General features: G+C 67.7%; 18 protein-coding genes. 12 read left to right on the forward strand and 6 right to left on the reverse strand.

What is annotated here, in order from left to right; all coding sequences use genetic code 11:
• Positions 1 to 606: 606 nt before the first annotated feature.
• From EDF24_RS03510 to EDF24_RS03520, 3 genes are all read left to right on the forward strand, one after another.
• The gene (locus tag EDF24_RS03510; protein WP_123701108.1) at positions 607 to 1,716 is read left to right on the forward strand and encodes a replication-relaxation family protein; all 1,110 of its coding nucleotides are present in this window, start codon (positions 607 to 609) and stop codon (positions 1,714 to 1,716) included.
• Positions 1,713 to 3,347 carry a type IV secretory system conjugative DNA transfer family protein gene (locus EDF24_RS03515; RefSeq protein ID WP_123701109.1) on the forward strand — a complete coding sequence of 545 codons (1,635 nt, stop codon included), beginning with the start codon at positions 1,713 to 1,715 and terminating at the stop codon, positions 3,345 to 3,347. Before EDF24_RS03510 ends, EDF24_RS03515 begins: the two co-directional genes overlap by 4 nt.
• Before the next feature lie 346 nt (positions 3,348 to 3,693).
• Positions 3,694 to 3,936 (forward strand): hypothetical protein, encoded by a 243-nt coding sequence (locus EDF24_RS03520; protein ID WP_123701110.1) that lies wholly within the window; start codon positions 3,694 to 3,696, stop codon positions 3,934 to 3,936.
• Between the two features lie 71 nt (positions 3,937 to 4,007).
• On the opposite strand, the gene EDF24_RS03525 is transcribed toward EDF24_RS03520, so the two are convergent.
• Positions 4,008 to 4,592, reverse strand: coding sequence for a hypothetical protein (locus EDF24_RS03525; RefSeq protein WP_148070780.1), 585 nt, complete (start codon positions 4,590 to 4,592; stop codon positions 4,008 to 4,010).
• A 466-nt stretch (positions 4,593 to 5,058) separates the two neighbouring features.
• Here EDF24_RS03525 and EDF24_RS03530 point away from each other — a divergent pair, with 466 nt between their 5' ends.
• Both EDF24_RS03530 and EDF24_RS03535 read left to right on the forward strand, forming a co-directional pair.
• A complete protein-coding gene (locus EDF24_RS03530) occupies positions 5,059 to 5,781 on the forward strand; it encodes an alpha/beta fold hydrolase (RefSeq protein ID WP_123701112.1) in 723 nt (240 codons plus the stop codon).
• Positions 5,782 to 5,899: 118 nt separating this feature from the next.
• Entirely contained in the window at positions 5,900 to 7,222 is a 1,323-nt protein-coding gene (locus EDF24_RS03535; protein ID WP_148070781.1) for a hypothetical protein, read from the forward strand.
• A gap of 18 nt (positions 7,223 to 7,240) precedes the next feature.
• On the opposite strand, the gene EDF24_RS03540 is transcribed toward EDF24_RS03535, so the two are convergent.
• Positions 7,241 to 9,295, reverse strand: coding sequence for a family 78 glycoside hydrolase catalytic domain (locus EDF24_RS03540; RefSeq protein ID WP_123701114.1), 2,055 nt, complete (start codon positions 9,293 to 9,295; stop codon positions 7,241 to 7,243).
• Positions 9,292 to 10,671 (reverse strand): MGH1-like glycoside hydrolase domain-containing protein, encoded by a 1,380-nt coding sequence (locus EDF24_RS03545; protein WP_148070782.1) that lies wholly within the window; start codon positions 10,669 to 10,671, stop codon positions 9,292 to 9,294. Before EDF24_RS03545 ends, EDF24_RS03540 begins: the two co-directional genes overlap by 4 nt.
• Before the next feature lie 104 nt (positions 10,672 to 10,775).
• Here EDF24_RS03545 and EDF24_RS03550 point away from each other — a divergent pair, with 104 nt between their 5' ends.
• Genes EDF24_RS03550 through EDF24_RS03575 form a run of 6 tightly spaced genes read left to right on the forward strand, consistent with a single transcriptional unit; the run spans position 10,776 to position 18,657 of the window.
• Positions 10,776 to 13,871: a glycoside hydrolase family 38 C-terminal domain-containing protein gene (locus EDF24_RS03550; protein ID WP_123701116.1), complete on the forward strand. Its 3,096-nt coding sequence runs from the start codon at positions 10,776 to 10,778 to the stop codon at positions 13,869 to 13,871.
• Positions 13,868 to 14,845, forward strand: a complete 978-nt coding sequence (locus EDF24_RS03555; protein ID WP_221180753.1) for a carbohydrate ABC transporter permease — start codon at positions 13,868 to 13,870, stop codon at positions 14,843 to 14,845. Before EDF24_RS03550 ends, EDF24_RS03555 begins: the two co-directional genes overlap by 4 nt.
• A complete protein-coding gene (locus EDF24_RS03560) occupies positions 14,842 to 15,720 on the forward strand; it encodes a carbohydrate ABC transporter permease (protein WP_123655224.1) in 879 nt (292 codons plus the stop codon). The genes EDF24_RS03555 and EDF24_RS03560 overlap by 4 nt, the downstream gene beginning before the upstream one ends.
• A gap of 59 nt (positions 15,721 to 15,779) precedes the next feature.
• Entirely contained in the window at positions 15,780 to 17,087 is a 1,308-nt protein-coding gene (locus EDF24_RS03565; protein ID WP_123655225.1) for an ABC transporter substrate-binding protein, read from the forward strand.
• Positions 17,084 to 18,034, forward strand: a complete 951-nt coding sequence (locus EDF24_RS03570) for a glycoside hydrolase family 130 protein (RefSeq protein ID WP_123701117.1) — start codon at positions 17,084 to 17,086, stop codon at positions 18,032 to 18,034. Before EDF24_RS03565 ends, EDF24_RS03570 begins: the two co-directional genes overlap by 4 nt.
• Entirely contained in the window at positions 18,031 to 18,657 is a 627-nt protein-coding gene (locus tag EDF24_RS03575) for a GDSL-type esterase/lipase family protein (RefSeq protein ID WP_123655227.1), read from the forward strand. Before EDF24_RS03570 ends, EDF24_RS03575 begins: the two co-directional genes overlap by 4 nt.
• A gap of 75 nt (positions 18,658 to 18,732) precedes the next feature.
• Here the strand turns inward: EDF24_RS03575 and EDF24_RS03580 are convergent, their stop codons facing one another.
• The gene (locus EDF24_RS03580; protein ID WP_123655228.1) at positions 18,733 to 19,761 is read right to left on the reverse strand and encodes a LacI family DNA-binding transcriptional regulator; all 1,029 of its coding nucleotides are present in this window, start codon (positions 19,759 to 19,761) and stop codon (positions 18,733 to 18,735) included.
• A 170-nt stretch (positions 19,762 to 19,931) separates the two neighbouring features.
• Between EDF24_RS03580 and EDF24_RS03585 the strand changes: the two genes are divergently transcribed.
• On the forward strand, positions 19,932 to 20,591 hold the full coding sequence (locus EDF24_RS03585) for a mismatch-specific DNA-glycosylase (RefSeq protein WP_123701118.1): 660 nt from the start codon (positions 19,932 to 19,934) through the stop codon (positions 20,589 to 20,591).
• A 12-nt stretch (positions 20,592 to 20,603) separates the two neighbouring features.
• Here EDF24_RS03585 and EDF24_RS03590 read toward each other — a convergent pair whose 3' ends face one another.
• Together EDF24_RS03590 and EDF24_RS03595 are read right to left on the reverse strand one after the other, a co-directional pair.
• Complete coding sequence (locus EDF24_RS03590) at positions 20,604 to 21,428, reverse strand: carbohydrate ABC transporter permease (protein WP_123655232.1); 825 nt, start codon at positions 21,426 to 21,428, stop codon at positions 20,604 to 20,606.
• On the reverse strand, positions 21,425 to 22,381 hold the full coding sequence (locus EDF24_RS03595; RefSeq protein WP_123655233.1) for a carbohydrate ABC transporter permease: 957 nt from the start codon (positions 22,379 to 22,381) through the stop codon (positions 21,425 to 21,427). Before EDF24_RS03595 ends, EDF24_RS03590 begins: the two co-directional genes overlap by 4 nt.
• Positions 22,382 to 22,390 lie beyond the last annotated feature (9 nt).

Raw genomic sequence — 22,390 nt, forward strand, 5'->3', positions numbered from 1 at the left:
ACCCGGACCGGGGAGAGCGAGGAGGACGATTCCCCGCAAGTAGGAGATATCAGCAGCTACCCGCTGAGCCGATGCGCGACACCACCGCGCAAGAGATGCTCCCGACGATGATGCGACACCACTGCTGGCTCATGCTCAACCTGTGCGTGACACCACTACTGGCTGATGCTGAGCCGCTGGGGCTGAGGGAGCGGAGCGGAACTGGGTGGAGCGGGAGCGGAACTGGGTGGGGGTGAGGAGGAGATAGAGATTCTGAGGCTAGAGGCTATGCCGATACTGCTGATCCTTGCTGACACTGATGGCAGACCATCGGCCTCGGGGCTGCGCCGCGATCTTATAGTGGTAGAAGCAGAAGTGTTTTCCTCTAGAAGAAGAGGTAAACATCGGCATAGCAGTTAAGTCACCGCTCAAGGCGAACGAAGAGCGGGACTCAAGCAACGGCGATTCGGATGACACCACTTAGGCCCGTAGATCGTCAACAGTCCAGCGCATAGCTCGACTCGCAACACCCTAGATCGGCTTCGGCGATATTCCGTCGTAGTTCAGCCCAATGGCTGGCCCCGTAGTTCAGGCGCACGCCTGAGCCGATGCTAGGAGCACCACGCTATGAGCAATATCCCGAACTTCCTGGAAGAGGAAGAGTACGACAGACCCACCACAGAAGCAGCCCCGAACTTCGGTGAGCCCGGCTTCGGCAAGGGTAAGACCAACGCAAGAAAGGGCACACCGCGAGCAAGGATCACCGAGCTAGACGCTCGACTCCTGGCCTTCATCGGACACTTCCCCGGTTCAGATACCGAAGCTCTTTCGCTGCTCAACATCGCTCAGGCCAGTAACCTCGGCAACCCCAGCGGGAGCATCACATCGGTCACCACCACAGAGCGAAGGCTAGCCAAGCTCAAGAAGCTCGGCGCAGTCGAAAGATACCGCCAGTCCACCACTGGGGCCCAGTGCTACAGCCTCACCGGCCTAGGCTTCTCAGCCGCCAGAGACTACGGCTACAACATGGATCACGGTAGATCACTCAGCGGTATCGCCGAGTCCAGGCTCACTCACTACCGAATGATCGCTCTTGTAGCGGCCCAGCTCGCATCCCCCGCCGGATTCTTTCGAGACAGTCTCGGCATCGAGCCGGTGGAGCTAGAACAGCTCATCAGTGAGAACGCCATGAGAGCAGCATACGAGCCGATCAAGGCTGACCTTGCTGCCGCAAAGAAGGACGGGAAGAGCGCCGACTTCGGAAAGTGGAGGGCCGAAAAGCTGGCCGCCGCAGTTGGAGAGGTGAAGGAAGAACGAATCGCCTGGAGCGACCTAGTTGAGGTGTTCCCCGTGCTCTGGACTCTGGGACACCCCCAGAGAGACGGTACGAAGGCTAAGCCGGTTCATCAGCCCGATCTTGCCGTCAATCTCGACGCAGACAGAGCCGACCACTTCGCAACCAACCTCTTCGTTGAGATCGAGCTGTCTCGAAAGGATTGGGACGAGTACGACCGTATCCTCGCCACCTTTGCCGCCGAGCTTGCGAGGCCATATATCTACCGCCGCGGCGTCTACTTCGTCATCGGCACACAGGTGGAGACGCTACTCAAGAAGATCGACGAAGCCGGTGGCTACAACCTCATCAGCAGCGGCAAGCTCATCGTTCGGCCGCTGACCCACCGGGACGGCTCTCTAGTCGCTCAGAAGAAGCGCATCACTCTCGGAGGCACACGATGAGTTCTCTATTCGATTCGCTCTCTCAGGGCACCAGCCCACTCTTCGAGACGGTGGCCAACAACTGGATCTATCTCGCAGTCGCATTCGTCGGGCTGTTGGTCGTGGTCTACCTCATCATCACTCAAGCGATTCAGCTCACAGCTCGCTGGCGCGAAGCGAGAGGCTGGCGCAAGCCTCTGAGCTTCATGGCGCTCTACCTCTTCAAGGTCAAGGGCAAGATCATGGCCAACCGTGAAATCCGAGAGTTCTACGAGCCTGGGGTGGAGCACATCGAGGAACTGGGCGAGAAGGAGCACATTGTGCCCACCGCTTGGCTGTCGGAGCATCCCGTAGCTGCCAGGGCGTCGATCAAGAAGACCAAGATCCCCAAGGGGCACAAGCTCAATGTTCGAAAGCAAATCAGAGAGCTAGGCGATTGGATCAGGGTTCGAGATCTTCCCGATTTCGTGACGGTGGCAGGAGACAAACGGCTCCACTTCTTCGTGGAGCTGAGCTACCAGGGCAAGGACGAGGACGCTGTTGAGCGGCTGGGCAAGTTTGTCAAGACCGAACTAAAGGCACACTCGATTCAGCGGGTCAACACGAAGAGCCAGAGCAGTATGGCCTTCGTGGTTCACATGGAAGAACCGCTGAGCGTGCTCACGGAGAAAGCCATCGGCGCGGAGTTCTACGAAGAACACCCGGCCACGAGTTGGAGCAGCTACCCTCTTGCATTCGATGAAGAAGGAAATGTGGTGAGCATCCCGCTCACTCATATTCTCATCTATGGAATGACGGGGTCCGGTAAGGGATCGCCTTTCAACGGAATCATTCGGCAGTCAGTCAAGGGCATCCTGAGCGGCATGGTCAAGATCTACATCGCTGACGCTAAGGAGTCCGAGGGTCTGCCGTGGGAGTTTTCTAGCCTCGTAGAGGATACGGCCTACACAGCGGACAATGTCATCGTCATGATCTCGCATCTCTACGATCTACTTCTCGCTCGAAACGCCGCCAAGCGGCACAGCATCAGCTTCGAGGAGGGCAAGGAGGATCTTAAGCGAAGGCTCAAGCCTGACAAAGAGAACCCGGTCATCATCTTCATGATCGATGAGCTGCTGACGCTGATCTTGGAGCTACGGCAGAAGGGAGCAGCCGGCAAGGCTGCCGAGTCCAAGCTTGCTCAGATCATGGCTCTGGGTCGCTCGTCCAACATCTTCCTCGTTGCAGCGACTCAAGTCATCGAAAAGGAGATTCTCGGCAGGATGAGAGACAACTTCGTCTATGCGATCACGCTTCGGAATCAGGCCAGCAAGGACATGAACGAGATCTTTTTGGGAGAGGGCGCAATCGATCGAGGCTTCGACCCACGCAAGATCATCGAGAGCACGGAGGACAACGACTACGCCACATCAGGCATGGCCTATGTAAAGGGGCCGACTGGCGATCCTAAGCTGGTCCGTTTTGCTTACATGTCTGACAAGGACATCGCGAAGCTCGTCCGGGAACACCCGAAAAGCAAAGAGCCGGAACGCGAGTACGAAGACGATTTCTCGGAGGATGGTGACTTCGCCATAAGCGACGAGGGAGAACAGCTTCCGGAGCTGGAGACCTTCGAGCTGAACGACTTCGATGAGCCACTGCCTCGTGCCTAGGCGGTGATGACGCACCACCACCCAGAGCGGCGGCTCGGCTTCGGTCGGGTCGCCGCTCTTCATCTGTCGGGAGGTGGCCAACCTCTTCGAGGAATGGATGCCTCTCGCGTCATCATGCAGGAAGACCACTCTCAGCCCATGGTTGCCTGCTGTGTGCGAGAGGGCAGCGCAGAGGGACGATGACACCGCGGCTCTAGGCTGCGCGCTCAGAACAGTATCTCAGCACAGGAGCAACCGGCAGAAAAGCAGCCGGTCCGGGGTCAGTTTGGAGAAAACCATTGACTCCTCCTAGGAGCCATTCACAATCGATCCAACTACACCACAACCGCTCGAAAGGCTAACGCTCATGGCAACTACGACCAACGCTCAGCCCACCGCTCCCAAGGTCGAAGAGTTCGACCGCAAGACGATCACTCGCTCGATCGCTCGACTCCGCCACGAGATCAGCGGGCTGGTGGACGACTCCTACCGCTCGCGTCCCTTCTACGCTTCCAGCAAGGAGGATGCGGTGGCCAAGCGAGACGCCGCCATCGCCTTGCTCAACCAGGCGTCGGAGAAGATCGACGCAATCAAGAAGGATGGCAACTAGCCAAACCTTTTTCAAAGACCGCAACGCCCCTCGGAACCCGAACCGGGGGGCGTTGCTCTGTTGGGCTGTGGCTATTTCTTGCGCGCAGCGTAGAAGTTGGTACGCACCTCGGCAGGAGTGCGCTGGTACTTCGTGCCCTTGCTTTTCTCAGAGACATAGGCTGCGTACATGTCCAGGAACTCGTCTGAGACGGGAGCCGTGCGCCGTGCCCCGAAGGCAATGGCTGCGAACTGGTTCGTGTTTAGGCTGTTGTTTGCCAAGAAGGCGACAAACTGGTCCTGGGTCTCAACATTGTCGTTGACCCACTCCATGATCTTCGTCCGCAGCTCGTCCTTGAGCTGCTCCTGACGCTTGTCCCAGAAGGTGTGCTCCTGGACCAGCTTGGCGACTTCCTGCTGATCGCCAAACTTCTCCAGATCCTCGGCAGTCGCGATGCGGATGCCTACATCCATGATCGCCTGAGCAGACGATTGCATTACTTGAATGTAAAAGTCGTCCTCGTCGAGGTGATCGATCTTCCACTTCTTCTTATACGCGGCCAGGCCGACCACGAGCGTCTCGGAGTAGCTGTCGTCCTTCTGCTTCTCCCGGACGATGTAGGTGGTGGTCGCAGGATCTGTAGCCACTTCGGCTTCCTTAGTCTTAGTCTGTGCCATGTCGGCTCCCCTTTGCTGATTGTGGAGTTGCCAGCCTATCGAGGGTGATGAGCACACCTCGAACCCCAGTCGGGGGTCATGGGGTGCAGTCTTTGGCCCCTAGCTGCCTGCCTCTGACGCCTGTAGCGTCTGATCGATCGATGACATCGCTGTTGAGCCTCGACGCCTCAGATCGCGAGCAATGAATGCTCATGCGTCGTGAGTTGACTGGGCGAGTTGACTTCAAAAATCAGCGACGCTTAAATCGTTGATTTAGCAACCATCGGAGCGATTTGCACAAAATCCCACCGGTACCGCCAAAGGGTGCTCTGCAGATCTGGCTTCCAGTGTCGCGGAACTGCCTACAGAAGAGCCCCCGGCTTCAGCCGGGGGCTCTTCTGGTTTCCCGCACGCTTCCGCACCGCCTTGCCACGGCGTCTCCGGGAACGCGTCGGCTGGAGCCGATCGGATCGGCCAGGATGAGAGCATGGTCGCCACCGTCGTCGCGCTCCCCGGAACGCTCTGCCCTCCCGCGATCTTCGACCGCCTCGCCGTGGAGCTCGGCACCGCCGCCGAGATCGACGCGGTGCCGTGGCTGACCGAGCCGGGCCCGCGGACGATCGCGGAGATCGCGGAGTCGATCGCGCGTCGGATCGGCGACCTGCACGCCGGCGGACCGGTCCTCGTCTGCGGGCACTCGACCGGCGGGGCGATCGCGATGCAGCTCGCGCTCGAGCACCCCGATCTGGTGTCGGGAGTCCTGCTCGTCGACACGGGAGCCCACATGGGCGGCCACGGTGACGTCGCAGCGATCCTCCGCCGTGTCGACGACGACTGGGGCGAGGACCTTCGTGCGGCCGTGCTCGACCGGTCCTTCGCGGATGCGCTCGATCCGATGCTCCGACGTGAGTGGCTCGCGTGGGCTTCGACCGTGCAGCAGACTGCGGTCAGAGCGGTCCTCGCCAGTCAGGCAGCACTCGACCTCCGAGCTCGGCTTCCGCTGCTCACGGTGCCGACGAGCATCGTGCACGGTGCGCGGGATCGCGCCCGGTCGGTGGACGACGCTCGCGAGCTCGCTCGGCTGATCCCCGGTGCCCGCTTGACGATCGTGGATTCCGGCCACTCGCCCGTCCATGAGACCCCGGGTGAGGTTGCCGTGGTCCTCCAGGACCTCGACGCCAGGGTGACGGCCCTCACGAGCCCCCAGTAGTGGTGCCGTTGCGGTGTGCCAGCTGCCGGTGACTGCCCGCCTCAATACGATCTTGCCCGTTCGTTCGCCGCCGGGGCGACGAGATGGTCGGGGGTGAGGTCCGTTGATGCTGGGCGTCGTGGGTTCTGGATGGTTCGACACGTGGGTCAGGGACGAGGGTGGGATCTGGCAGGCCGTCTCCGCGGTCTTCACGGTCGTGGCCGTCCTCATCGCGATCTGGGCCACGTTCCGTGTGCTCGAGGAGGAGCGGAAGTCGCGGCTGAAGGACGAGATGCGCGCGGTGCGTGAGGCGCTCGCCGGCATCATCCAGACACGTGGAGACATGGAAGGCGCGCTCTACCCGTTCTGGAAGCTGGATGCTGCCGCCTGGCCGGAGCGGGACTTCCCGTACGGCGGGGCGAAGAACCCCTTCGAGGATCCGGGTGTGCAGCAGGAGGCACGCGTCACCGAGACCGCGTACCGGATCATCGGCGCAGGTGAGGTGCTCACCGCCTCGGTCCGCGGAGCGCACTCGATGGGGAACTCCGTCTGGGCCCGCGCCGATGTCGACCGGCTGACACAGTGGATCAGCAGCTATGCGAACCGAGCGTGGAAGCTCCCGTACTTCCTCCTCGTGAGTCGGAACGAGGAGAGCGACCAGGGGCCCTGGACCGGCTACCGCCTGGTCGATGAGTCGACCCTGGAGGACGGCTCTCCCGAGTACGCGGAGCTGGTCGCGCAGCAGTTCGCGAGCGGGAAGCTCCCCGGGCTCGCACCGGGTGGACCCGCCCGCGCCGAGATGGTCACCGGCTTCTACGAGGTGGCCGAGAAGACACTCATCCGCGCGGTCTCGGCGTTCCTCGCCCTCGGCGACGCCGCGGCCGAGGATCACCGCCCCCTGCGCCGGCGGCGCGCGAAGTCCTTCCTGCGCGGCGACGGGCCCGGAGACGACCTGCTCGCCGTCGGTGTGGAACCACACCGGGTCGAGAACGTCGCCGGGACGCTCCACTTCGAGGCCAGCGGGGGCAAGTCGTATCGCGCCGAGACCTACGCGGGCATCCTGATGCAGATCTGGACCGACTACTCGTTGGCCACGGAGAACGAGCCGCTTGCCCTGGGACGTCGCCAGATGGCTGCGGCACGACTGGCTGCCCGGACGAACCGAGGCACGCTCGATGCGCTCGAGGCGAGCGGGATCGAGCCGAGCGCGGACGAGCGGGAGATCCTGCTCGGTTCCACGTTCACGGTGCCTGAGCAGTTCACCGGTGCACAGCCGTTCGAGTGGCGGTTGGGCGGGATGCCGTTGGTGCTCGTGGACGACCTCTACAACGTGGACTGCTACGAGCCCGGAGCCGAGGTGCCGACACGGCCGATCGGCAACGTACGGTTCCTCAACGCGCAGACGGAGCGCCTGCTCCTCGAGTCGATCGGCCGGTTCGTCCCGGCGACGGTCACCGCCTGATCTGGCTCGGCGGTCCCGTCACGGCTCGACCGGGGTCCGCACGACGCCCCACGGGGTGTGGAGCGCCGCGCTGACGCGGGCGTCGTCGAGCGACGGCGCGAAGCGCGCCGTAGCCTCGGCGCGGGCGAGCGGATCGATCCCGAGGGCGAGCATCGGGAGGAGCACGATCGGCCCTGCGGACCACGGATGGCAGAGGCTCTGGTCGTCGTCGCCAGTCGAGTCGGGCGACCATCGCTCCCACCACGTCCCGGCGCCGGCATCCATCATCCCGCCCCAGTGCTCGTCGAGTCGGCGGCGTGCCGTGGTCGGCTCGCGCAGCACGATCAGCGCGCGGCAGAGGTGGAACAGGAAGTACCCCGTGGTCGGCCGGAACCCGTCGAAGACGGCCGGGTCCACGAGTCGGCGAGCCTCGTCGGGATCGAGCGCGCACGTCAGGATCGCCGCCGCGTGGGGGTGGCGGACGACGTCCGGTCGGCTCGCGAGCACCTCGTCGAACCGTGCGCGGTACCGGGACGACCCGGCCTCGTCGCCCGCCCGGACCGCCAGGTCGCTCGCGGCCCGGAGTGCGGCCGCGTACTGCGCGTCGAGTGCGGCCTGCAGCGCCTGGGCGGTGAACGGGAACCAGTCGATGAACGGCCACCATCCCGGCCCGTCGGCGTCGAACCCGGCGGCACTCCACCGGCCGTCCGCCCACGACATCGTCCGGTCGAGCGCGTCGTGGAGTTCCGCGAGGAGGGCGTCGTCGTCGGCGAGCCTGACGTGCTCGTCGACCTGACACACCCACTGCAGGGCGAAGTCGGGGATGCGGTGGCGTGTGCCGCTCGGGGTGAGCGCGGCGATCATGCCGTCGGGGTCCTGTGCGGCGGCGAACTGACGAACCGACCGTCGGGACGTGTCGGCGACGCCGGTCGTGGTGATGTCGAACACGGCCTGGAGCCGGGCGTCGGCGACGTAGTGCCCACCCTCGCGGAGCGGACAGTCCTCGTAGAGGTCCTGCCGACCGACGGCGACCGTGGCGGCACTGATCGCGTGGATGCGGGCGTACCGCTCCGACCCCGTCCGGAACTCCGGGTCGGGGCGGTCGGCGGTCACCGACGCGAACGTGACGTGCACCGTCGCGGACCCGGGCGACCGCACGACGATCGCGAGGTCCCGGAACGTCCTGCGGTTCCAGAACCGGTGGACGGTCCGGCCCGCCGGGACCACGACCGTGTCGACCGCCGCGATGCCCTGCCGGGTCGCGGTCGGCCAGCCGGATTCGTCGACGGTCTCGCCGAACGCGACGTCGACGGTCGCCGGAGCAGCGGCCTCGACGGTGAGGGTCAGGAAGCCGACGAGCTGGTGGGGGAGTCGATGGAGGACGTAGCGCGGAGCACCGTCGTCGCCGACCGTCCCGGCGTCGCGGATCGGTCCTGCGGCGACGATGGCGGCCGCACGGGTCGGGGCGGCGAGTGCACGCCGCGCCCACTCGTCGGCCGAGATGTGCCCGCGCTCCGTCCGGTACCGGTCCACATCCACGGCGCGCTCGACGACCGTGCGGTCGTACGGCGTCGGGATCTGTTCGTCGGGGTACTCCACGGCACCGGACCAGCCCGCGGCTGCGTCGTCGAGGGTCCGGTCGGACCACTCGGTGAACCCGGCCGACCAGACCGACTGTGGGGCGTCCTGTCGCCAGCCGCCCGGCACCGAGGTCTCCCAACCTCGGTCCGTGCCGAGGGAGTGCTCTGTGCCGGTCGCATCGACCAGGGCACCTTCGACGAGGAGCCCGCCGACCGCGTGGGGCTGGTGGTGCGTGCCGATCCCGAGCAGGTGCACGCCGATCACGAGCGTCGCGGAGACGCCGTCGCCGAGTGCGTCGGAGAGGTCGACGGTCACCGCATCGGCTCCGGGGGCGGAGCTCTGGACGTCCTGGTGCGTGACGAACCGGCCGTCGACCCAGACCCGGAACGACCCTCTGGCCGCCACGCGGATCGACCCGGAGACCAGGGGCGCGTCTGCGGTCACGGTGCGGCGGAGGAGCAGGAGCTGGTTCGGGGTCTCCCGGTGGAAGGCGTCCCAGATCCAGCGACTCACGAGCCCACCACGACGTGGACCCGCCGGTGCCCGACCGCGTCGCCGGGGACGTGCGTCGCCACGGTGGTCACGTCGACGCCGTCGACCGTCACCGACGACTCCTCGCCGGCCACGACCGTGAGGTCCAGCACCGCGGTGCCGACGGTGATGCCGCGTGCCGTGACGATCTCCCCGGCGGCCGGGCGGAGCGGTTCGAAGCGGACGCCGTCGATGCCCGCGCGGACGCCGAGGACGCCGAGGTGCACGAGCCGCAGGAACGACGTCGCCGACCAGGTCTGGTTCGGCTCGCTGTCCCACAGGAAGCCGCACTGCCAGCCTCCGGACGGCGCACCGGTGACGGCGTCGTACACCTCGTCGAACCGACCGTCGCTGGCCTCGACGAGGGCACGGAGGTCCTCGAGCGCGCGGTCGACCCCCGCGACGTCGTGGATCGACGCGGACGCGAACCCGACCAGGCCCATCACCATCGGCCAGCAGATCGCGTTGTGTCGGCCCGGGTGGTCGTCGGAGTACCGGTCGTCGAAGTGCGGGGCGACGTTCACCGCCCCTGCCGGACCGCGACCCACCGACTCGAGCGTCGCGGCCCCGGTGTCCTCGGATGCGACGTCGAAGAGGACGGCGAGCGCCAGGCCGGCTGCCTCCCGATGCTCGTCGAGCGTGCCGGCGAGCGGGCCGACGCCGTGGCGGAAGTACCCGAAGGACGTGCCGTCCCCGAGGTGCTCGCGGATCGCCGAGGTCAGCCGGTCGGCGGCCGACGCGAAGTCGCCGGGGTCCTCGCCGAGATCGCGCGCGGTGGCGTCGAGGGCGCGGTACGCGGCGACGTAGAGCACGTTGGTGGACAGGGTCATGACCTCGTGCGCATCGGGGTTGTCGAGCACGAACGACGACGGCTCCTCGGAGGTCGCCGGTGGCGTCGGCAGGCCGGAGATGCCGTCCTGCATGAGGGCGGGACCGGCGTACAGGCCCCATCGCGGCCGGAACCGGTCGCGGTGCAGGATCTCGAGCGACGCCCGCCCGACCTCGAGGACGGTCCGGAGGAGTTCGCGATCACCGGTGGACAGTGCGAGGTCGCGTGCTGCGATCACCCAGACGACCTGGTCCCACCACTGGTCGTCCTGGGCGATGACCCGGCGTCCGTCGGCGAGCTGGTCACACACCCGGAGCAGCGTCGAGCGGGCGACGTCCGGCCGCAGCAGCGCGGCGGCGCCCCAGCTGTTGAGCGCCGCGTCCCGGGTCCACGGGTCGGTGTAGCCGTCACCGGCACGGATGTACGCGCCGCGCTCGTCGTGGACGGTGTTCCGGTCGAGGGTGCGGACGGCGGTGTCGTACATCGGCCCGAACCAGGCCCTCGTCGTCGAGGCCACTGCGATTTCCATGCCTCGATAGTGACAACGTTGACATCAAGAGTCAACGTTGACACACTGCTCGGCACGGACGCGACGATGCGTCCACTCGACGAAGCAGAGACAGCACTGAGCCCATGCACACTGATCCCCAGCGCGTCATCGACCGCGCGACACGCATCCTCCGCGAGCGGATCCGCCCGGCGGCCGAGGTCGTCACCACCCCCCTCGACATCACCATCCGGGCGCTGCCGGGCGAACCGGAGCCGTTCGGTGACGCGACCGCTGCGGCGGACGCGTTCCGGCCGGCCGCGATCGGTGAACCCTGGGGTCCGGCCTGGACCACGAGCTGGTTGCACCTGACGGGCGCGGTCCCCGCCGACTGGGCCACGGCGATCGCCGCGGCCGACCGCGACGCCGACCGACTCGGTGCGGCCGGCCCGACCCTGGTCGCCCTGATCGACATCGGGTTCGAGCCGGACTCCGGCCCCGGCTTCCAGTGCGAGGGGCTCGTCCACCGCGCTGACGGCACCATCGTCAAGGGCATCCACCCGCGGTCCCAGTGGGTCCCGCTGGCCCTCGACGACACCACCGTCGACCTGTGGGTCGAGGCCGCCGCGAACCCCGACATCGCCGCTGCGCAGTTCCGACCCACCCACCTCGGCGACGGGATCACCCCGGACGGCCCACCCCTGTACCGCCTGGTCCGTGCGGACGTCGCGGTGCTCGACCCGGAGACCCAGGCGCTCGAGGTCGACCTCGAGGTCCTGCTCGGCTGGGCAGAGGAACTCCCCGCCGACCGACCGCGACGTGTCCGGCTCCTCCGCGCCCTCGACCTGGCGTGCGACGCGCTGGACCTCGACGACGTGCGCGGCACCGCGGCCCTCGCGCGGGCGGTGCTCGCCCCGGAACTCGCGCGTCGTGCCGATGCCAGCGCGCACCGGCTCGCGGCGATCGGCCACGCGCACATCGACTCCGCCTGGCTGTGGCCGACGCGCGAGACGATCCGCAAGTGCACGCGCACCTTCTCGAACGTGCTCGACCTGATGGACCGCTACCCCGAGTTCCGGTTCGCCTGCTCGCAGCCGCAGCAGTACGCGTGGATCGAGCAGACCCACCCGGAGCTGTTCACCCGCATCACGGCAGCCGTTGCCCGAGGCCAGTGGATCCCGGCGGGCGGCATGTGGGTCGAATCCGACACGAACCTCCCCGGTGGGGAAGCGCTCGTGCGGCAGATGGTCCACGGCAAGCGGTACTTCGCCGACAAGTTCGGGTACGAGCCGCATGAGGTCTGGCTGCCGGACTCGTTCGGGTACACCGCTGCGCTCCCGCAGATCGCGGCGCTCGCCGGGTACCGGTGGTTCCTCACCCAGAAGCTGTCGTGGGGCAACCCGAAGGACAAGTTCCCGCACCACACCTTCCGGTGGCAGGGCATCGACGGGACGACGCTGTTCAGCCACATGCCGCCGGTCGACAGCTACCTCTCCGAACTCACGCCCCGCGAGCTGCAGCACGCGTCGTCGAACTTCCGCGACCACGGGGACGCCACCACGTCGATGGTGCCGTTCGGGCACGGCGACGGTGGTGGCGGTCCGACGATCGTGATGATGGAACGAGCCCGACGGCAGGCCGACCTCGAGGGCGCCCCGGTGGTCGAGCACGCCACCCCGGAGTCGTTCTTCACCGCCGCCGAACGGGAGTACCCGAACGCACCGACGTGGGTGGGGGAGCTGTACCTCGAGGGGCACCGCGGGACCTACACGTCACAGGCCGCGATGAAGCAGGGCAACCGTCGCAGTGAGCACCTGCTCCGCGAGGCAGAGCTGTGGTGTGCGACGGCGACGGTGCGGCACGGCGTCCCCTACCCCTACGAGACGCTCGACCGGCTGTGGAAGACGGTGCTCCTGCACCAGTTCCACGACATCCTGCCGGGGTCGTCGATCGGGTGGGTGCACCGCCAGGCCGCTGCGTCGTACGCGGCCGTCCGCGACGAACTCGAGGCGGTCATCGCCTCCGCGCTCGACGTCCTGGCCGGCCAGGGGGACGTCGCACTCGCGTTCAACGCCACCCCGACGGTGGCGGACGGCGTGCCTGCACTCGGTGCCGGGCCCGCCGGAGCCGACCCCGGCCTCCCGTTCGTCGACGTCCGCCAGGACGGTGGTTCCACCGTCATCGACAACGGCGCACTCCGCGTCGTCGTCGACCGGACGGGAGGCGCGGTGAGCGTCCGCGACGTCGCCCGCGCCCGTGAGCTGGTCGCCCCCGGCGGCCGCATCGGCGACCTGGTCCTGCACCAGGACCTGCCGAACGCCTTCGACGCGTGGGACGTGGACGAGCACTACCTCGCCACCGGCCGTGTCATCGACGAGGTCGACGACCTGCGGGTCGAGCGTGCCGAGGACGGCTCGGCGACCGTCGTCGTCGAGCGCTCCTTCGGCCGGTCCAGGGCGACGCAGCGGATGACGCTCCGGCCCGGCGCCGGCGAGATCGACTTCGTCACCGAGGTCGACTGGCACGAGGCGGAGCGCTTCCTGAAGGTCGCGTTCCCGCTCGACGTCCGGACCGACGTGTCCACGTCGGAGATCCAGTTCGGGCACATCCAGCGCCCGACGCACCAGAACACCACTTGGGACGCCGCCAAGTTCGAGATCGCCGCACACCGCTGGGTGCACGTCGGCGAACCCGGGTTCGGGGTCGCCGTGGCGAACGACTCGACGTACGGACACGACGTCCGTCGCCGGGACGGGGTCGACGGCGGCCTGCCCGGGACGGAGGTGCGACTCTCGCTCCTGCGCGCACCGCGGTACCCGGATCCCGAGGCGGACCAGGGCGTCCACCGCTTCGCCTACCGCCTGGTCAGCGATGCGTCCATCGCGGATGCCGTCGACGCGGGGTACCGGGTGAACCTGCCGACCCGGCGGCACGCGGGAGCGGCTCCGGTCGCTCCGCTCGTGACGGTCTCCGAGCGCGGCGTGGTCGTCGAGAGCGTGAAGCTCGCCGAGGACCACTCCGGCGACCTCGTCGTCCGGATGTACGAGTCGCTCGGCGAACGGTCGACCGCCACCGTGACGTGGGACCTCGACAGCGCCGGCGCATCGGTCGTCGACCTGCTCGAACGCGAGCTCGAGGCACGTCCCGATGCGCGCGAGTCGACACCGGTCGAGTTCCGACCGTTCCAGATCGTGACGCTCCGGATCCACCGGAGCACCGGACTCGAGGAGGAGATCGGATGACACGCACCACCATCGAGACGATGCCGGCACCGGCCGCGCAGTCGCTCATGCCCCCACGGGTGAGACCCGTCCGCCGGACCGGGCGGCGCCGCAGCGACGTCCTCGCCGGCTACCTGTTCATCGCCCCCGCCATCATCGGACTGCTGCTGTTCGTCGGCTACCCGATGGTCACGTCCCTGTACCACTCCTTCACGCAGTGGAACGGGCTCACCCCGGCGAAGTGGATCGGCTTCGACAACTACGTCGAGATGTTCACGGCCGACCCGAAGTTCTGGCCGTCGGTGGGGGTCACCCTGCTCTGGGTCGTCATCTCGGTGCCCGTCACCATCGCGGCCGGCCTCGGGCTCGCCGTGCTCGTGGACCGGTCGCTCAAGGGGGTGAAGCTGTTCCGGACGATCTTCTACCTGCCGGTGGTGCTCCCCGCCGTCGCCGTCCTGACCCTGTGGAAGTACATCTACGACCCGACGTACGGACTCGCGAACGAGGTCCTCCGTGCGCTGCACCTGCCGACGAGCATGTGGCTCGGCGACGCGCACGTGGCACTCGCCTCCGTGCTCATCGTCGGGGTCTGGGGCGTCGGCGGGACGATGATCATCTTCCTCGCCGGGCTGCAGGCCGTCCCGGTCGAACTGACCGAGGCCGCGAAGGTCGACGGTGCGGGTCCGATCCGACGGTTCCTGCAGATCACGCTGCCGATGATCGGACCGATCCTGCTGCTCCAGCTCGTCCTGCAGCTCAACGGCGCGTTCCAGACCTTCACCCAGATCGCGATCCTGACCAAGGGCGGCCCCGGCACGTCGACGAACCTGCTGATGTACAAGATCTACACCGACGGCTTCGCCAACTTCATCGCGTCCCCCAACCTCGGGTACGCGACCGCGGAGGTCTGGGTGCTCTTCCTCATCGTGATGATCGTCACGCTCGGCATGCTCCGCCTCACTCGAGGACGCTTCTCGGCAGGGAGCGAAGCATGACCGCCGTCGTCCCGCGCACGCGACGGATGCCGCTCGCGCAGCGCGTTCCCCTGCTGCTCTCCCGCATCGCGTGGTACCTGCTCTGTGCACTCCTCGCGGTGTCGATGCTGCTCCCGCTGGTGTGGATGCTGAGCATCGCGCTGAAGTCGAACGGCGACATCAACCAGATCCCGCCGTCGTTCTTCCCGAAGGAGTTCGACTGGTCGAACTTCGTCACCGGGCCGAACATGATCGACTTCTACCGGTTGCTGCTCAACACGGCGATCGTCACGGTGCTCTCCACCGCCGGCGCGGTCGTCAGCTCGATGGTGGTCGGCTACGGCATCTCCCGCATCGACTTCCCGGGCCGCAAGCTCTGGTTCGCGCTGATCTCCGGCAGCCTGTTCGTGCCGGGCATCGTCGGGCTCATCCCGCTGCAGCACCTCTACATCTCGCTCGGACTGATCGACACGTGGGTGCCGCTCGTCCTGCCGGCGTTCTTCGGCAGCCCGATCTTCGTGTTCCTGGCGCGGCAGTACTACCAGTCGATCCCGCGCTACCTCGACGAGTCGGCGCTGATCGACGGCGCCGGGCACTGGACGATCTTCACGAAGATCATGCTGCCGATCACGAAGCCGGTGTCGATCACCATCGCGATCATGTCCTTCCAGCTCGCGTGGAACGACTACCTCAACCCCCTCGTGTACCTGCAGACCGGGTCGAAGTTCACGCTCTCGCTCGGCATGGCGTCCTTCCTCGGCGACACCGCGGGGTCTCAGTACAACTACTACATGGCGACGAACCTGCTGTTCATGCTGCCGCCGCTCGCCCTGTTCTTCCTCGCCCAGCGCTACTTCATGGAGGGCATCGGCTCCCTCGGGACGATCTCGAAGTGAGCCGCGCCCGCACCCCCGAACCACCCACCGATCCGCACCACCACTCAAAGGAGAGTGCCATGCACCGCACCCGACTGACCGCCGCGATCGCGGCGGTCGCCCTGACCGGCCTGGCCCTGGCCGGCTGCAGCTCCACCTCGAACGCCGCGGGATCCGCCGCGGGCACGAAGGTCACGTACATGACCTGGGAGTCGACGACCACGAACACGGCCTTCGACGCGACGATGAAGAAGTTCCAGAAGTCGTCGGGGATCACCGTGCAACGCGAGGCCGCCCCGAACTCCGACTACCCGCAGAAGCTCGCCAGCCTCATCCTCTCCAAGAAGGCCCCGGACTTCTTCTGGTGCACCACCGCGGAGGCGCAGAACCTGGCCGACGAAGGGCTCCTCTACGACTGGTCCGACAAGCTCGACTCCGGCGACGGACTGAAGGCCTCCGGGTTCGCGCCCGGGTCCCTCGCCATGTGGAAGACGCAGGACGGCAAGGTCGCCGGCATCCCGACCCTCGCCAACACCTTCGGCTTCTTCTACAACGCGGACACGTTCAAGGACGCCGGACTCGACGCGCCGAAGGCCGGGTGGACCTGGGACGACATGTTCTCCGACATCGCAGCCCTGAAGAAGCAGGACCCGTCGACGACGCCGCTGGTGAACCAGTGGCCGCTGCTGACGAGCCCCCAGGGCGCATCGGCGTACTCCGTCTCGAACGGCGGCAAGCCGATCGTCGACGACTTCGTGCACGCGACGAAGGTGCGCGCGGACAAGACGCTCACCGAGGGCGTGCAGAAGTTCACCGACGCCATCGCGGCCGGGCAGATGACCAACCCCGACTACGACTCGACCAACGCGATGGCCGCGTTCTCGAACGGCAAGGTCCCGCTGATGTTCGGCGGGCAGTGGCTGCAGAACTTCATCGCCCCGAACCACCCGAAGATGGCGTGGGGCTTCGCGCCCTGGCCCGCCGGGACGGTGTCGAACGTGCAGCCGATCGAGGCGAACGGCGTCTGCTCGCCGTCCACGATCAAGGACCCGGACGCGGTGTGGAAGACCATCTCCTACCTCGACACCACGGGCTTCAACGAGGCCATGAAGGCGCAACCGGTCGCCCCGATCGCGTACACCGCCGGCAGCAAGGGCTACTACGCCTCCCTCGAGGCCGGTGACGACGCATCGAAGAGCATCGCGGCGACGGCGGAGTACGAGCTCGGGACGAAGGACAAGTTCATCACCCAGTTCCTCGACCCGTGGTCGACGAAGGCGGCGGACGTCGTCACGACGTCGTGGAACCCGGCGCTCGAGGGGAAGAAGAGCGTGAAGTCGGGTGTCGACGGCACGGTCTCCGGCATCGAGGGGCTCATCAAGAAGTGAGCACCCCGCCGCCGATCGACTTCCCGTTCGGCCCGTTCGTCCCGGCGGAGCACAATCCCGTGCTCCGCCCGGGGCGGCACCACTGGGAGTCCACCAACGTCTACAACCCCGCCGCGATCGTCGTCGACGACCGCATCGCCCTGCTCTACCGGGCGCACGCCGACGACATCGTCTCGTCCGTCGGCCTGGCATGGAGCCACGACGGGTACGCGTTCGACACCGAACCGGATCCCGTGATCGTCCCCGAGCACGACTACGAGCGGTACGGGTGCGAAGACCCGCGCGTCGTCCGCGTCGACGACACGTACTACTGCACGTACACCGGGTGGGACCGTCACACCGCCCGGCTCTGCCTGGCCACGTCGACGGACCTGCGGACCTGGCACAAGCACGGCCCGATCGTGCCCGACATCAACACCTTCGCCGGCGTCCGCGAGACACCGGGCCCCGACTGGAGCAAGGGCGGCGTCATCCTCCCCGAACCGATCGACGGACGGTGGCTGATGTGGTTCGGCGAGGGCAACGTGCACGTCGCCACCTCCGACGACCTGCTCCACTGGGACGCGGACCCGACGCCGGTCCTCCGACCGGAACCCGGGACGTTCGCGGGCGACCTCGTCGAGACCGGCCCGCAACCGGTCCGGACCCGCACCGGCCACGTGCTGCTCATGCACAACAGCGCGATCGTCCGGGCGGTCGACGACGTCACGTACGCCTGCGGCCAGGTGCTGATCGACCCACACCGGCCGGACCGCGTCGTCGCGAAGACCACCGAGCCGTGGCTCTCACCCACGACCGAGGAGGACCGGCACGGGCTCGTCGACGACGTCACGTTCGTCGAGGGGCTCGTGTTCCACCGCGGCACCTGGTTCGCCTACTACGGCCAGAGCGACACCACCATCGGTGTCGCCACCTTCACACCCACCGACCGAGAGGACGACGCATGACCATCACCCTCCGACCGAGCAGCACGGTGATGTTCACCGGCGACTCGATCACCGACTGCCAGCACCTCGAGATCGAGCAGCCGCTCGGGTGGGGGTACCCGCTGCGTGTCGCCGGGGAATGGGGCCTCCAGCACCCGGACCGTCCGGTCACCTGGCACAACACCGGGATCGCCGGCAACAAGGTGATGGACCTCGAACCCCGGTGGCAGCGTGACGTCCTCGACGTCCGGCCCGACCTGGTGTCGCTGCTCATCGGGGCGAACGACGTCGGCTGGAAGGACTACGCCGAGGACGGGTACGAGATCCCCGCGGTGGACTTCGGAGCGGGGATCCGACGGCTCCTCACGCCGCTCGCGGAACGAGACGTGCAGCTCGTCCTCATCGAACCGTTCCTGCTGCCGGTGAACGACGCGCAGCGCGTCCAGCGCGAGGACCTCGACCCCAAGATCCAGGTGGTCCGGGAGATCGCTCGGGAGTACGGGGCCCACCTCCTCGCAGCCGACGGGATGTTCGCACAGCTCGCGGCGACCACCGGGCCGGAGTACTGGGCTGCGGACGGGGTCCACCCGACGCCCGCCGGGCACGCGGCGTTGGCAGCAGCATGGCTGGGACTCGTCGACTGACACGACGCCCACCGGACGGGAGGCGCGGGTCGGGCCCGACCCGTGCCTCCCGTCCGCCGTGCTGCCGGTCTGCGGTCAGCCGCGTCCGCGGACGACCAGCCGCGCCGGGACGACGGCGCGCTGCGCGGGCTGTGCGCGGTCCGCGAGACGCTCGAACAGCAGCTGTGCGCCGACCCGGCCGACCTCGTACGGGTTGCTGTCGATCACGCTCACCCCGAAGCGGGGCGCGAGCGGGAAGTCGTCGAAGCTGAGCAGGTCGATCGGCTGCCGTTCGTACGCGTCGGACAGCAGCAGCCCGGTGCAGAGCCGGTTGTTGTCGGTGAACACGGCCGTCGGGGCGTCCGGCGCGGTGAGCATCGCGTCCGCCGCGGTGGTCGCCTCGGCGTCCGTCACCAGGCCGTCGCGGACGATCTGCATGTCGAGCGGGATGCCGGCGCTCTCCAACGCTCGTTGGTACCCCCGCCACCGTTCGAGCGCGCCGCTGCCGGACCGCGGGTGCCCGAGGTACCCGATCCGCCGGTGTCCGCGGTCGAGCAGCATCCGGACCCCTTCGAACGTGGTCTGCTCGTTGGTGGTGGTGACCGCGTCGAGGAGGCCGCCGAGTGCGGGTGGCGGGGAGTCCACGAACACGATCGCGGCACCGTACGAGGCCTCTTCCGCGAGGTAGCCCAGGTCGGCGCCGATCGGCGCGACGATCAGCCCGGCGACGCGGTGCGCGAAGAACTGCCGGATCACGCGGTGCTCGAGCTCGCCGTCGTTCTGCGCGTCACCGGAGAGCACGAGATGCCCGTGTTGCGCCGCGACGGAGTGGATGCCGCGCAGCATCGGCGCGAAGAAGGGGTTCGTGAAGTCACCGAGGGTCACCCCGACCGTCGCCATGGACCGGTCCTTGCGACGCAGACCCGCCGCGATGTCGTTCACCTGGAACCCCAGGCGGTCTGCTTCGGCGAGGATGCGGACCCGGGTCGCTTCCTTCACCGGACCGTCGCCCCGGACGGCGCGGGAGACGGTCTTGATGCTCACACCCGTCGCCTCGGCGATGTCCTGCAGACGCGGCCGGCGCCGAGGGGCGCGGGGACCCGCCGGAGGCTCACCGTTGCTCATGTCCCGATGGTAGTGCCAACGATGACATGCCTCCCGGCCCCCGGGAGGCCGCGGTCAGGGGCCCGCGAGGAACACCGCGGGCCCCCAGCGACGCTGAGGGCCCGCGGTGTGCATGGGGTGCCGCGTTGCGATCAGCCGCCCGGCCGCCCGGGCGTTCCTACACTGGTGCGATGCCGATGACCCGCGCCGAGCTGGAGGCGTTCCGCGGCGTCCCGCTGCCGGACGAGATCGGACCTGGCGTCCGGCTGTTGTTCGTCGGGGTCAACCCGGGCCTCCGGAGCGCCGCGGTCGGGGCGCCCTTCGCGAACCGTGGCAACCGGTTCTGGAAGGCCCTGCACGCTGCGGGGATCACCGGCCAGGTGTTCGACACGAGCGCCGGGTTCGCCGCGGCGGACCGTGACGAGCTGTACGGCCGGGGTGTGGGGCTCACGACGCTGGTGCCGGGCGCGACTGCCCGTGCCGACGAGCTCGCCGACGACCAGCTCCGTGCGGGTCGCGCGGAGCTCGTCACGAGGGTGACCGCCGTGCGGCCGGCTGTCGTCGCGATGCTCGGCATCACCGCGTTCCGGATCGCGTTCGACCGCCCGCGCGCGGTCCCCGGCGAGCAGCCGGACCCGATCGGACCCGCGCGGCTCTGGGTGGTGCCGAACCCGTCCGGCCTGAACGCCCACGCGACCGTGGAGTCCCTGGGCACGGCGTACCGCGCGGCTGCGGCCGCTGCGGGGGTGCCGCTCCTGACACCCGAGGGGCCGCCGCGACCGCCGTCAGGACGACCGCCGCGACCGCCGTCAGGACGACCGCCGCGACCGCCGTCAGGACGACGGCCGTGATCGGGCCGGCCCTCAGCGGTCCGCGAACCCGCCGAGCATCCCCGAGATGAACCGCTTCTGCAGGAAGAAGTACAGGACCACGATCGGCAGCGCGACGATCACCCCCGCGGCGGACAGCAGCGAGTAGTCCGTCAGGTGGGCACCCTTGAAGAACGCCAGGCCGAGGGGTGCGGTGCGGTGGTCCTCGCTGGTGATGAGCACGAGCGGCAGCAGGAACTCGTTCCACGTCCACATCGTGATGAGCAGGGCCATCGTCATGATCGGGGCGATGGCGGCCGGCACGATCACCTGCCAGAGGAGTCGCACGTCGCGCGCGCCGTCGAGTCGGGCGGCCTCGATGACCTCGCCCGGGAAGGACCGGAACTGGCTGCGCATCCAGAAGATGCCGAAGGCCAGGGACTGCGCGGTCTGCGGCAGGATCAGGCTCGTGTAGGTGTCGGTCAGCCCGACCGATCGCAGGTTGAAGTACAGCGGGATGATGAACGCCTCGGCGGGGAGCATCAGGCCGGCGAGCATCACGAAGAAGATCACGTTCGAGCCGAAGAAGTCGAGCCGACCGAACGCGAAGCCGGCGAAGACGGCGAGCACGGTGGTGAGGACGACGACCGACACCGTGACCAGGACGCTCGAGAGCATGTACGACGCGAAGTGCCCCTGGTTCCACGCGGCGCCGAAGTTCCCGAGGTCGATGGTGGTCGGGACGCTGAAGCCGCCGGAGTTCTGCGCGGACGGGGTGACCGAGGACAGCAGCACCCCGATCAGCGGGATGATCGCGAACAGGGCGAAGAGCGTCAGGATGACGTAGTTGACGGTCTTCTCGCGGACGGAGATCCTCATGCGACGTCCTTCGGCTGAAGGCGGTTGATGAGGGCCGTGACGATCATGATCACGATGGTGAGGGACACCGCGACGGCGGCGGCCGAACCGACCTGCCCCGTCTGGAACGCCCGGTTGTAGGCCTCGAACGCGGGGACCGACGTCGAGTTGCCGGGCCCGCCGCTGGTCGTCACGTAGACCAGGTCGAAGGTCTTCAGCGCCGACACCACGGTCAGGGTGAGCGCCGCGGCGATCTGCCCGCGGAGCGAGGGGAGCGTGATCGAGAAGAACTCCCGCACCGCGCCGGCACCGTCGATGCGGGCGGCCTCGAACAGGCTCGGGTGGATGTTGCCCACGCCGGAGAGGAACAGGACCAGGCACAGGCCGACGTTCAGCCAGGTGCCGACGAAGCCGATCGCGGGCAGCGCGGTGTCGTACCCGCCGAGCCAGACCTGCGCGAGGTGCCCGAGTCCGACCAGCCGCAGCCCGTCGTTGAGGAGGCCGTCCGCCGAGTAGATCGAGACCCAGATCGTGGCGACGACGACCGACGCGATGACCTGGGGGAGGAACAGCACCGTGCGGAAGAACGACATCCCTGGGAGGCCGTTGGCCCGCGAGATGAGCGCCGTCAGGAAGAGCGCCACGACCACGGGCACCGCGGCGTAGAACACCATGAGCACGAGTGCGTGCCCGAACGACGCCCGCAGCTGCGCGTCCGCGAACACGTCGACGTAGTTGGAGAACCCGGCCCACGTCGCCGCGGACAAGCCGTCCCAGTCGTAGAACGAGTACTGGATGCTCTGCAGGAACGGCACCCCGAGGAACACGGCGAACACGACGAACGCCGGGAGGACGTAGAGGTACGGGACGAGGCTGCGGCGGCGCTTCCGGGCGCCGCCCGCCGTCGTGCCGGCCCGCCCACGGCGGGTGCTGCGGTCGGCAGCACCCGCCGTGGTTCCGGTGAACTGGGTCACTGGGGAGCC

Origin of the sequence: Curtobacterium sp. PhB130, assembly GCF_003755165.1 — a bacterium.
Classification (GTDB): Bacteria; Actinomycetota; Actinomycetes; order Actinomycetales; family Microbacteriaceae; genus Curtobacterium.